Source organism: Sutterella wadsworthensis, from assembly GCF_003315195.1.
GTDB classification, from domain to species: domain Bacteria; phylum Pseudomonadota; class Gammaproteobacteria; order Burkholderiales; family Burkholderiaceae_F; genus Sutterella; species Sutterella wadsworthensis.
The window spans coordinates 1-11,482 of the sequence record NZ_QNRV01000047.1 but is presented as its reverse complement, the minus strand read 5'-3'; the positions used below and the strand labels follow the sequence as shown (position 1 = coordinate 11,482).

The 11,482-nt window shown below is 56.6% G+C and carries 9 protein-coding genes; 5 read left to right on the top strand and 4 right to left on the bottom strand.

The features are described 5' to 3' along the window. The coding region (locus DES29_RS11725; protein WP_282957141.1) for a group II intron maturase-specific domain-containing protein at positions 1–407 on the top strand (407 nt) is incomplete at its 5' end. A gap of 267 nt (positions 408–674) precedes the next feature. Beyond that, positions 675–1,661, top strand: coding sequence for a LysR family transcriptional regulator (locus tag DES29_RS11720; RefSeq protein ID WP_021995597.1), 987 nt, complete (start codon positions 675–677; stop codon positions 1,659–1,661). Between the two features lie 38 nt (positions 1,662–1,699). Here the strand turns inward: DES29_RS11720 and DES29_RS11715 are convergent, their stop codons facing one another. From DES29_RS11715 to DES29_RS11700, 4 genes are all read right to left on the bottom strand, one after another. Continuing rightward, positions 1,700–2,953 (bottom strand): ammonia-forming cytochrome c nitrite reductase subunit c552, encoded by a 1,254-nt coding sequence (locus tag DES29_RS11715; RefSeq protein WP_113854925.1) that lies wholly within the window; start codon positions 2,951–2,953, stop codon positions 1,700–1,702. A gap of 270 nt (positions 2,954–3,223) precedes the next feature. Beyond that, positions 3,224–4,543, bottom strand: coding sequence for an ABC transporter permease (locus DES29_RS11710; protein ID WP_236578950.1), 1,320 nt, complete (start codon positions 4,541–4,543; stop codon positions 3,224–3,226). Beyond that, entirely contained in the window at positions 4,540–5,673 is a 1,134-nt protein-coding gene (locus DES29_RS11705; protein WP_021994775.1) for an HlyD family secretion protein, read from the bottom strand. The genes DES29_RS11710 and DES29_RS11705 overlap by 4 nt, the downstream gene beginning before the upstream one ends. 97 nt (positions 5,674–5,770) lie before the next feature. Then, a complete protein-coding gene (locus tag DES29_RS11700) occupies positions 5,771–6,271 on the bottom strand; it encodes a MarR family winged helix-turn-helix transcriptional regulator (protein ID WP_005431339.1) in 501 nt (166 codons plus the stop codon). Positions 6,272–6,452: 181 nt separating this feature from the next. On the opposite strand from DES29_RS11700, the gene DES29_RS11695 reads away from it, so the two are divergent. From DES29_RS11695 to DES29_RS11685, 3 genes are read left to right on the top strand one after another with little or no spacing between them, the layout of a single operon-like run. After that, entirely contained in the window at positions 6,453–6,935 is a 483-nt protein-coding gene (locus DES29_RS11695; protein ID WP_005431341.1) for a MarR family winged helix-turn-helix transcriptional regulator, read from the top strand. Positions 6,936–6,989: 54 nt separating this feature from the next. Next, entirely contained in the window at positions 6,990–8,171 is a 1,182-nt protein-coding gene (locus DES29_RS11690) for an efflux RND transporter periplasmic adaptor subunit (protein WP_046446809.1), read from the top strand. A gap of 13 nt (positions 8,172–8,184) precedes the next feature. Continuing rightward, positions 8,185–11,322, top strand: coding sequence for an efflux RND transporter permease subunit (locus DES29_RS11685; protein WP_046446810.1), 3,138 nt, complete (start codon positions 8,185–8,187; stop codon positions 11,320–11,322). The last annotated feature ends 160 nt before the right edge of the window (positions 11,323–11,482 follow it).

Sequence of the window (11,482 nt, the reverse complement as noted above, 5' to 3'; positions counted from 1 at the left end):
GAGGCCGCGGAAGATCCCTCTTGGAAACGATCAAGGCCTGGACGATGATCCTGCGCGGATGGAGAACCCATTACGCGCTGGACGATCGGAAAGAGGTCTTCGAACGTATCGACATTCACATTCGCCGGCATCTGCGCAAACTGGTCTGGCGGGCATGGAAGCGTCCCACAACTCGGGAACGAGAGCTGAGACGCAGAGGACTGCCAAGCGAACTAGCATGGAAATCGTCCGTCAATGGACGCGGCCCGTGGTGGAACGCCAACGCCCCTCACATGCGCAAAGCATTTCCCTTTGGTCGAAGGCGAACGAAAACAAGGAGACAATTCAATGTTCACACTGGATCAGGTGCACTCAGTGATAAATATCCTGCCTGCCACCCAACAGGCGATCCTATAACAGGCACCTGACGTAACACCGTCAAACACAACAATGCGAGAATCTATAGCCCTGCTCCGTTACGCCACGTAGATATCCTTAAGTTGTATGGAGAAACGAGAATACTCGTCGCTTCGACGGTGCAGGACCGCTTGATACCCAGTCAGACAGGAACGCTGCCGCAATAATGAACCTAACTTCTGCGTTACGGTCTATTCTTTCCAGTGACCGGTTGACATTCTTGACTCCGCAGCGTCAGCCAAACTCCTACCTCAGCCGGTTCTCCTGTCTTCTCAACTATGACACAGTTTGATAAACAGCTTTTTTGGGAGCTTCTCATAGCCTGTCAGCGTACAAAGTCGCTAGCACGGGCCAGTGCGCAACTCAGGCTGAGTCTTTCCTCGGCATCAAAGCTCATCGCCGCATTTGAAACACAGACGCAGCTGCAGCTGCTTGACCGCACGACGCGGCCGGCGACACTCACCCGCAATTTTGAACGTCTCGTCCCCATTGCTCAAAAACTGGTTAAGGCCAACGTGGAAGCGCAGCGCATCATCCAAACGCTCAAAAGTGAGGCTAAGGGAGAAACCGTACATGGGCGCATTATCCGGATCTGTCTGCCGATCAATGTCCGCAATGACGCTATTCTTGAACGACTTCTTGACTACGCATCCGCTAGTCCAGGGCTCAGACTCGAATTTTTCGGCGATGAAGGCTACGAGCGCCTCCTCGCTGGCGACGTAGACATCGCACAATTTGGTTTTTTCCCGAACAATCAGACACTGCGCGCGGACTTCATCCGCACCAACGGCTTTCTCATGCTTGCAAGCCATAGTTTTGTCGCAAGATACGGCCTGCCGCAAGACATCACCGAACTCGAGCGCTTTACGATTGCGATTCGCAATCCGGAAAACCGCAGCTTTTCCAGACGTCTGCAGCATGGTGAAGAAACATACTTTGTGCCCGACAGCGACCGCATCATCTATGCGGACACCACTACCTGCCGATCCCTACTGCTTCTCGGGCGCGCCATCTCGATCGATGTATCCATCAGCACAGTGCTGCCGGAAATAAAAACCGGAAAACTGGTTGCGGTGTTGCCCGGCTGGCACCGTAAGCCCAACGACACCTATGTCTGCTGCCACATGAAGCATAACAACGATCCGGTCATCAATGACCTCATGGCGATCATCCGAGAGACATTAAGAGACGAAGAGTCAGATCGTTGGACAACCTGGCTTACTCATTTCGGCGTGAATCCTGAAACTGTCAAGGCCGCTCTCTGATTTGAGATGCGGCCCCAGCAAATTCAACGCCTTCCGAGTTAGTTTTTCAGGATCGTCTGGGCTTCGTCAAGAACAGAAAGTGCCTTTTCGAGATAACGGCGGTTCTTTTCCGGGTTGTGAGCTACCTTTTCGCCAGGTGTGGCACCACGGTTTCCGTAAACAAATTCCTTGTAGTAGGCCGCAACGGCGTACTTGAACTTAGCCTCATTAATGGCCTTCTCGTCAAGCTTTTTGCCCTCAATGGCGACTTTGAGCAGGTCAAATGTTTCATCTTGCTTTTTCGCGACGGCGGCGTCCTTTTCAGCCACACTCTTCTGAGCGTTACGCACGTATGCAACCATGTCTTTGACAGTCTTTACCTTGTCGCTCGTATGACAGCCCAAACAGTACTGCATGGAAGCCTTGGAGTTCAGAACCGATTTTGAGGAATCGTGCGAGCGGTAGCGCGTTCCTGTCTTGTCTTCCACTATCGGCATGTGACAGTCAGCACAACCCACGTTCAGCTTGTAATGCACACTGTCCATGTAGACCTCTGCGTCAGCATGGTTGCCGTTTGCGATCAGGTAAATCCCGAGTTTCTTGTCCGTCTTCGCGTGAGCATACTTCGTCATCTCGTAAGTCTTTCCTTCCGGATAACGGACACCTTCGGGCTGAGCATCTTCCAAAGTAGCCTTGATGAGTCCTTCCGGCTCCCAACCGTAACGGTAGGCGGTCTTCTTCTCTTTAATGGCAATCACGGAAGGAATAATGCGCGAGTCAGACCACGGAGCAAGATTGTTATGGCACTGGGCACAGACCGCACTCTTGGGCGGAAGCTTGTTAAAGAGTTCTTTGCCAAAGATCTTCGTCGTGATGAGTTGTGCGCCCGCTGTAGCGGCAGGCTTGGTCATATCTGCATGGCAGGTCTCGCAGCTCCAGAAGTCAAGCGGACTGAGCATCGCACTGTACTTCGTCGACTTTTGACCGGAGAAAACTTCGTCGCCATAGACGGTGTACATATCGTTAAAGCGTGCTGTCTTGCAGGAAAAACAAGTCGCGTTGAGACCGCCGCTTTTGTTGGCCTTTTCGATCGACTTGATCATGTATTTCGCCTGAGAGCCGTGCCCGTAGCCGAAGTTAGGATCGCCAAGGTCGTCAAGATCATCGGCGCTGCCAAGTGAGGAATAGTACTCAAGCGGATATTGCTTGCTCCAATCGCGAGCCTTGTACGTGTCAGGATCCGGTGCGGCACAGGCTGCGTTTGTAATGAATACTCCAAACAGAACGGTCCGGAAAAGTGTGGCGGGGGTCATAGTTGTCGCTCCTATTGATCGAGTGCATGTATTTCGGGGTGATGTACATGTGGCACTCAACCTTTTTTTGTTACAGCGAGTCTATGATCGGGCTTGATTAATTTGGTTATTTTGAGAAATTTTTAGTTTCAATTTTGGAAACTTTTAAGAGTTTTTTCCGTATGAGGGTTAACTCGATATTTTGCACAACATTCCTGAAGATCCTTTCATAAAAGCAGGTGTGCTGCGGAGCAATGAAGGGACCGCAACGAAATGAACATAGCCGCATCTTCACTGAAGCAGATCGGAGGTGTTTCGTCGAACAACTTCGGGGAAAATGGGTTCACCGCGTCGGCCATCCGGATCCGGAAACTGATCGAGCTCCGCCGATGCGTTTTCCACGTCGCGCAGGGTCTCCCAAGCGTCCTTCCTGTCGGCCATCATTTTGACCTCCTCACGCCAAAAACGAATGCCGACCAAGAGCGCAATGAAGGTGAGGTACCCGAAGAAGCAGCCCCATAAATCCGCCATACCCGCCCAGTCAATGCCCCGCAGGCCAATGTCGCGCCAGAAATTGAAGATCCAGACGAGCGGAATGCCGAAAGAGGCGAACTTTACCCATCCGTGCAGAAAGCCGACAGCCATGGTGGCGCCGCCGAGGATAAAACCGACCGGCACGAGAAAGATCATGCGCCCGGCGCCTTCGCCCGGATTTTTGCAGTTCCAGGAGAGCAGATAGGCCACCCAAGTATTAGCCATGGCGCCCAAAAAGAGGACCGGCACAAACTGCCAAATACTGCCGGCGAACCTCAGCTGCCCGAATGTGGTGAGGACCGATATGGCGGTCGTCACCACCGTCGTATAAATGAGCGCATAAGGGACGCCGCGCAAAAGAAGTGACACCAGACTTCCCGAAAGGACCGACGTATTCCACAGACCGGTGACGCGCAGCCGTCCGATGATCATGAGACTCGTGAGGCCGTGGAACATGAGCGAGAAGAACAGCAAAAAGTTGATGACCGTTCCGGTTGCACCCTGCCCCGTTGGATTGGAAAGATATCGAAACCCCATGCGAAGGGGCGACAGGAGCGCCTCGGTGCCGGCAGTTGTCTGTCCGAGTGCGGAGACGCCGCCGGGACGGGAAGCCGCTCTTTCAGCACTAAGCTCAGCCGTGATTTCATTAAGCTGAGAAATGAGTCCGCCGTTCTGGGCGGTATTGGAGTCGTCCAGATAGGTACCGAGCCGGACGGTCTGAGCACCGCGAAGCAAGGACGCCTGCGCATCCTTCGGAATGAAAATCACGGCCTGTACTCGGTCGTGAGCTGTCATCCGGCGGGGATCTGCCGGGGAATGCACGACGCGCTCAACCTGCAGATAGGACGAGGCATTAAGTTTTTCAATCAACTCCGCCGACCAGCGTGACTGATCGAGGTCGATCACCGCCACGGGCGCTTCGAAAACCACATCGTGGCTAAGAATGATGGAAAATGCGACGGTAGTAATCACCGCAACCGCAATGCCCATCTTGTAGTAGGGCGGAAACCGCCCGGAAAACATGGCAGTCCATTCTTCAAGAATGCTGCGGGAAATGCGCAGAAATCGGCGGATCACAGCTTCACCTCCAGCGTCATGCCGGTCAGGAGCCCCTCGGCCGGTTCGACATTGATGCGGACTTTGAAGAGCGTCAGATCCGCCTGACCGCGTTCACGGACCATTTTGAGGTCCGCGAAGTCGGGCGCAGCGGTCACGGAAAGCACGGTCCCGCGCACATTCTGGCCTAGAGCGGGCGACCAGCAGGTCACCTTGGCGCCCTCCTGAAAGCCCTTCACCTTGTTTTCGGCGACGTAGATGTCGAAATAAAGACGCTTGGATTCAAGGAGCACAGCCGGGGCATTGGGGGAAACCAGTTCTCCCTTTTCATAGAGCACTTCGAGCACTTTGGCTTTTTCCGGCGCCTTAAGCGTCAGGCGGCTCTGGTTGACTTTGAGCTGCTCAAGGGCAGTAGCAGAAGCCTCACGCCCGGCTTTGAGCGACTCCAGGCTGATGCGTCGGTTTTCCGCAGCCTGACGGGCGTTGACCACCGCATCGAGCCGCATGCCTTCGGCTGATCCCGTGCGCGAGAGCTTTTGACGGTCTTCCGCGCGAGCCCCGACGCAGGCTGCATCCAAGGCACGCTCTGCCGAGGAGAGCCCTTCGCGCGCAGATGCCGCTGCGGCTTTAAGCGCATCGAAATCCGACTGCGCCATCGCCCCCTGCGGCAAGAGCCGCTGAGCTCTCTTCCAATCAGCCTCGGCGCGAAGCCATTCTGCTGAGGCCGACTTCCGGGCCGCTTCAGACGCTTCAATCTGACGCCAGAGGGTTTGCTCCTCAGTATTCGCTTCGGCAAGCGCAAGCCGAATGCCTTCCTCTTCGGCAGCTATCTGCGCATCGGCCTGATGAATCAGCGCCTCAGTCTGACGAATCGAAAGCCCAATGTCCGTGCCGTCAATGGCGAGGAGCTTCGCGCCCGCTTCAACCGTCATGCCTTCTTCAATCGGACGGTCGACGAGACGCCCGCTCACCGTTTCGAAAGCCGCTTTCACCTGATGCGCTGTGAGAATGCCTGCCTTGAGACTTTCAGCATTCGTCACGGCATCGTTGCGGTTTCCCAGCCAGATCAATGCGGCTGCTGCGCAGAGCACACCGGTGAATCCGAGTGCGGTGCGCGTGATGTCTCTAAGCTGCTTTTTGGAGAGATTCATTTTATTTTGTCGGCAAAGTGTTGAGAAAAAGAAAACGCAGGCCGCTTCAGGAGAGCCCCGAACGGCATCAAAGTCGTGGGAATATGCAAAGATCGTGTCAGTGTCCGGCCACGAGTTTCTTTAAGAGCGCAATCATGGTTTCGCGTTCCGCGCTCGAGAGCGTTTTGGCGAAATCACTGACACGGTTGAAATGCGGGAGCATGGCCGACTCCAAGAGCCGGCGGCCGGCGGGCGTGAGTGAAATCAAGGCCGAGCGGGCATCAACGGGATCTACGGTTTTGGCGACGAGCGGCTCCTCTGTCTGCAGCATGCGCGTCACCATGATGGAGGTGGTCGAGGGAGATACGCCAATGCGCACGGAAAGCTCCACCAAGGGCACCGGTTCGCTGATGTCATAAAGAATCATCAGGAGTGCGAATTTCCCTTCTGTCAGTCCGGTATCGCGCCGAAGTGCGCCGTAGATTTCTTCACGAATCACATCGGACGCGCGGATGAGGTAAAGCATGAGCTCAACGCCCGCAATGTCATTTTCCGAAGCATTAAGGGCGCCGTGGCTCCTGCGAAGATTGTCGCGAGTCGGCATTAATCGTTTCGGCATTGCTGCTCCTGCGGACGCCCTGCGCTGTGCAGGTCGTATGTTACATTTATTTTGCCGGCGAATTATATCGCTTTCATCCGCTTTTGAGGCAGCAACACTTTGCATCAGTCCTGCGGTTTCTGCCGTCCATAGAATGTTTAGAATAAAAATAGTTTAGCTGCTAAATTATTTTTGGATCAACATGTCCTGGACTGACCTGCCCGACTTAACTGAACTCCTCCTTAGGCTCGGGTGCGCGCGCGAACAAAGCCGTGACGCACGGCATAAGCCTGAAAAAATCGACGGCTTTATCCCAACGGCACCCGGCAAGATTCTCCATCAGCTTCAGCTCGTTCATCCCGAGGGGCTTGGCGTCAAAGCCTTGGCTCAGGCCGTGTCGCTCTCGCCCGGGGCTGTATCGCAAACCGTTCAGACATTGGTCGACGTCGGCCTGATCGACCGGTCAACCGCACCCAACGACCGCCGCGCCGTCGTGATTCGGCTCACCGATGAAGGCATCAGACAAATTCATCGCCATGAAGCCATGATGAATGCCCTGCTTGAGAGTCTCATTGCGGAGGCGCCGCCCGAAGACCGCGCCGCTTTTCACCGCACCCTCGAGCTCGGTCTCGCTAAAGCCCGCTCCGAGTGGAGTGAGAGATCGACTGCCGCGAGCAGTGATTGACCGGACTGACCGCCGGCTTTAGGCTGAATATTGATTTGGAAACACAAAATTCTCATGAAACGCACTTCTATCCGCCTCATCACGCTTGCGGCACTCTCTTCGGCATGCCTTGCCGCGAACCTCTTCGGCTCCGTCCAGGCTGCCTCAGCGCCAAACGCCAAACTCCCTGTGGTGGCCGTCCAAGCCGTAGAAATGCTGCCTCAGACCGTTAGCCGCCGATTGGCTGGCCGCGTGACTGCGCTCCATACGGTCAATATCACTGCCAGAGTGTCCGGTGAAATAAAAGAGGTTGCTTTTGCCGACGGCGCGCTCGTCAAAAAGGGCGATGTGCTCTACCGTCTTGACGATGTGCAGTACCAGGCTGCGCTCGAGTCTGCCAACGCCGCCGTCATGCAGGCTCAGGCCGAAGCGCTCTACGCCGAACGCGACTATAAGCGTCAGCAGGCGCTTTACGAACAGAAGGCCTCGAGCCGCGATGTGCTTGACGCCGCTGAACGAACCGCGAAAACCTCTGCTGCCGCGCTCGCCTCTGCCAAAGCCGCGCTGATCACTGCCGAAGACAATCTGAAGCATTGTGTGATTGCCGCCCCGATGGACGGCCGCATGAGCTTCACCAACTACTCGGCCGGGAACTACGTGACGGCCGCCGGTTCAGCAAGCACGACCCTCGCCACACTGGTGTCCGTGTCCCCCGTTCGAGTCCGCGCAGCGCTTTCGATGAAGGACATCGCCGGGCTCTTCGGCAGTATTGCGGAGCTTCAAAAATCGGCCGCTGTGCAGGCGGAACTTTCGGACGGATCCGTCCTTTCGGAAATCGGCCGCATCACCGCGGTCGACAACGCTGCCGACGAGAAGACCGATACGCTCTATGCCGCTGCGGAATTTACGGATCCTCTCGGCCGCCTCGTCCCGGGAAGCACGGTGACGATCACCATTACGCTCTCAAAGCCCGATTCTCTCTTCCCGGCCGTGCAGCCTTCGGCTCTGCAGCATGACGCCGAAGGCGCCTACGTCTGGGTAGTGAATGCACCTCAGGACGGCGCGCCCAAGACTCAAAAGCGCCGAGTGGAGGTCGGCCGTGCGGTGAACGGCCTGCAGCTCATCACCGCCGGGCTCCAAAAAGACGATGTTGTCGTTGTGGAAGGCATGCAGAAGGCGGGCGAAGGGAAAACCGTCAAGGTCCTGCAGGCGGCGGCTCAATCTGCCGGCAACACCTCCGAGCAGCCGTCCAACTGATTGGGGTGCATTGATGTTTTCCAAGTTTTTCATCGAGCACCCGCGCTTTGCCGCGGTGGTGAGTCTCGTCATCACTATTTCAGGACTGATTTCCCTTTGGAACCTCCCCGTGGAGGAATATCCGGAAATCAGCCCGCCGACGCTTTTCATCTCGGCCACCTATGCGGGCGCTTCCGCGGACGTTGTCACACAGACCGTTGCCATTCCGATTGAAAACGAAATCAACGGCGTTGAGGATCTCCTTTACTTTTCGTCGACGAGCTCCAATTCGGGTACGTACAACTGCCAAGTCACCTTCAAAACAGGGACCGACAGCGACATTGCGCTCGTTAATCTGCAAAATGCCGTCAAGCGCGCCGATGCCCAGCTGCCGAGCGAAGTGACGAAAACCGGCGTATCAGTGGAAAAACGCGGCAGCGACACGCTCGGCATGTTCGTCTTCCGCACCAACGGCGCGTCGATGGATCTTAATGAGCTCGCCAACTACGTTGACAAAACGCTTAAAGACGACCTAGCGCGCGTCGACGGAGTTTCGTCCACGAGCATGATGAGCGAGAGCGAATACGCAATGCGCATTTGGCTTGATCCAGTGCGCATGGCCGGGATGGGCATCAGCACGAGCGATGTAACAAACGCCATCAATGCGCAGAACATTCAGGCTGCGCCGGGCAATGTCGGCAGTGAAGGATCTTCAGATTCCGTCACCTACAAGGTGAATGTGACCGGCCGTCTGGCGGATCCTGCCGAATTCGGCGCCATTATTCTTCGAAGCGATGCCGCGAGCGGACGCGTTGTGCGTCTGAGCGACGTCGCTCGAGTCGAACTGGGCTCGAGCAGCTACACCGGCGGCACCACCATCAACGGCGAACCGGCCGTTGGGCTCGCGCTCTACCGCAGTCCTGATGCCAATGCGCTCGCCACGATGAACCGCGTCAAGGCCAAGCTCGCTGAATGGGAGCCGCGGCTGCCAGAAGGCGTCACCGTGAGTCCCGCCTACGATCCGACAAAATTCATTCAGACAACCATGGAGGAAATGGTTGTCACCATCCTTTCCGCCCTTCTGCTGGTGATCCTCATCACCTGGGCGTTCCTGCAGAGCTGGCGGGCTACGCTCATCCCGGCCGCGGCGATTCCGGTCTCTTTGATCGGCACCTTCACCGTCATGGCCGCGTTGGGCTTAAGCATCAATACGCTCACGCTCTTTGGTCTCATTCTCGTCATCGGCTCGCTCGTTGACGACGCCATCGTCGTCGTCGAAAACACCGAGCGTCTGATTGCTCAGGGCCTCTCACCGCACGATGCGGCCGTCAAGAGCATGCAGGAAATCACCGGCGCCGTTATCGCCACGACGCTTGTCACGGTTGCCTGCTATCTGCCGCTCGCCTTCTACGGCGGCATGGTGGGAGCAATTTACCGCCAGTTTGCCGTCTCCATGTGCGTGGCGCTCTCTATTTCAGCCGTCGTTGCGCTCACGCTCTCCCCGGCGCTCTGCGCACTCGTGCTGCGCCCCGGCGACGGTGCAGCAGATGCCGAGCAGGCTTCGCGGGGATTTTCAGCAAAGTTCTTTAAGCCCTTCAATCGGTTTCTTTCAGCCTCCCGCGAAAGCTATGTGCGGGGCTCGGCCTGGCTTATCCGCCGCAGTCTGATTGCGGCCGTCGGGATGATTGCTGCCGTGGGCGTCACCTGGTTCCTCTATGGGCGGATTCCGACGGCCTTCATTCCTTCTGAAGACAAAGGCGTTATCTTTGCCAATATCGAGCTCCCGGCGGACGCCACGCAAAACCGTACGGAAGCCGTGATGGAAACCGTGCTCGAGCGGCTTCGCACCATTCCGGGCGTGCAGACCGTTATGCAGAATGTCGGCATGAGCATGCTCTCCGGATCCGGCGAATACGCCGGCATGGCCGTTCTGGACCTCAAGCCCTGGAACGAACGCACGACCCCGGAAACGCAGCTTTCAGCCATTCAGGCCGAAATTGCCAAACGCACCCAGAACATTGCCGCCGCGGAGATTGTCTCTTTCACGCCGCCCGCCATTATGGGTCTGGGCGGCACGGGCGGCGCATCCTTTGAAATCTGCGGCGTCGGGACGGTCGATACGGCGCATCTCTCGGATGCCGTGAACCGCTTTAAGTCGGCGCTCGGTGACCGCCCGGAAACGCTCTTCGCCATGAGCTCCTACAGCGCTGACACGCCGCAGCTGCGCTTCACGCTCGACCGCGAAAAAGCTGAGCTCCTTCAGGTGCCTGCCTCGGACGTCTACTCCACCATGCAGACGCTGCTCGCCTCCTACTATGTGAACGACTTCACAATGAACGGCAGCAACTACGAAGTCATCGTGCAGGCTGATTCAAAATACCGCGGATCAAACCTCTCGCTCGAAGAAATTCCCACAACATCTTCTGACGGCAATATTGTGCCGCTCTCAGCCCTGGGCTCACTCTCCTGGGAAGTGGGGCCTCAGCAGATTACGCGCTTTAACAAGATGACCTCTGCGGGGGTCAATGCGCAAAGCGCTGCCGGGGTGAGCTCAGGGGCCTTTTATAAGGCCATTGAGGATACGGCCGCCGCGTCGCTCCCCAAGGACTATCACATAGAGTGGACGGGCCTCTCCTATCAGGAAAGGCAGAACGCCGGTCAAATCGTCACTTTGATGGGTCTGGCGCTTCTCTTTGCGTACTTGTTCCTTGTCGCACAGTATGAAAGCTGGACGATTCCGCTCTCGGTCATGCTTTCCGTGCTCTTTGCCGTCATGGGAGCGCTCCTGGGGCTCGAACTCACCGGCGGCGACATGTCGATTTACACGCAGCTCGGCATGGTGATGCTCATCGGTCTGGCCGGAAAGAACGCCATTTTGATGGTCGAATTCGCGAAAACAGCTCGTGAGTCCGGGCTCTCGATCATTGAAGCCGCCAAGCAAGGCGCCTCCATCCGCTTCCGCGCGGTAATGATGACGGCCTGGAGCTTCCTCTTCGGCGTCCTGCCGCTGGTGTTCGCGACAGGGGCGGGCTCCGCGAGCCGTCGGGCCATCGGCATCACAACCTTCGCGGGCATGCTCACGGCCACGCTCATCGGGATCTTCTTTATCCCGTTCCTCTTCACGCTTTTTGAGACGCTCCGTGAGAAGTTTCATGCCTGGCGGCGGAGCTGATTCGAAATCCTGAAGCATTTTCCGAATCAGGGATCGATCGGGTAGAGAGCGGGTTTGCACCTCGCTCCCTCCCACACCACCGGACGTGCCGTTCGGCATCCGGCGGTTTCTAAAGTTAGGTTGTGGATTCAGTGGTCAGGCCTTTGACAAGAGACTGTAA

Excerpts from the sequence above, each read along its gene's own strand:
- DES29_RS11720 (WP_021995597.1), top strand. The coding sequence starts at position 675 with ATGACACAGTTTGATAAACAGCTTTTTTGGGAGCTTCTCATAGCCTGT.
- DES29_RS11715 (WP_113854925.1), bottom strand. The coding sequence starts at position 2,953 with ATGACCCCCGCCACACTTTTCCGGACCGTTCTGTTTGGAGTATTCATT.
- DES29_RS11705 (WP_021994775.1), bottom strand. The coding sequence starts at position 5,673 with ATGAATCTCTCCAAAAAGCAGCTTAGAGACATCACGCGCACCGCACTC.
- DES29_RS11700 (WP_005431339.1), bottom strand. The coding sequence starts at position 6,271 with ATGCCGAAACGATTAATGCCGACTCGCGACAATCTTCGCAGGAGCCAC.
- DES29_RS11695 (WP_005431341.1), top strand. The coding sequence starts at position 6,453 with ATGTCCTGGACTGACCTGCCCGACTTAACTGAACTCCTCCTTAGGCTC.
- DES29_RS11690 (WP_046446809.1), top strand. The coding sequence starts at position 6,990 with ATGAAACGCACTTCTATCCGCCTCATCACGCTTGCGGCACTCTCTTCG.
- DES29_RS11685 (WP_046446810.1), top strand. The coding sequence starts at position 8,185 with ATGTTTTCCAAGTTTTTCATCGAGCACCCGCGCTTTGCCGCGGTGGTG.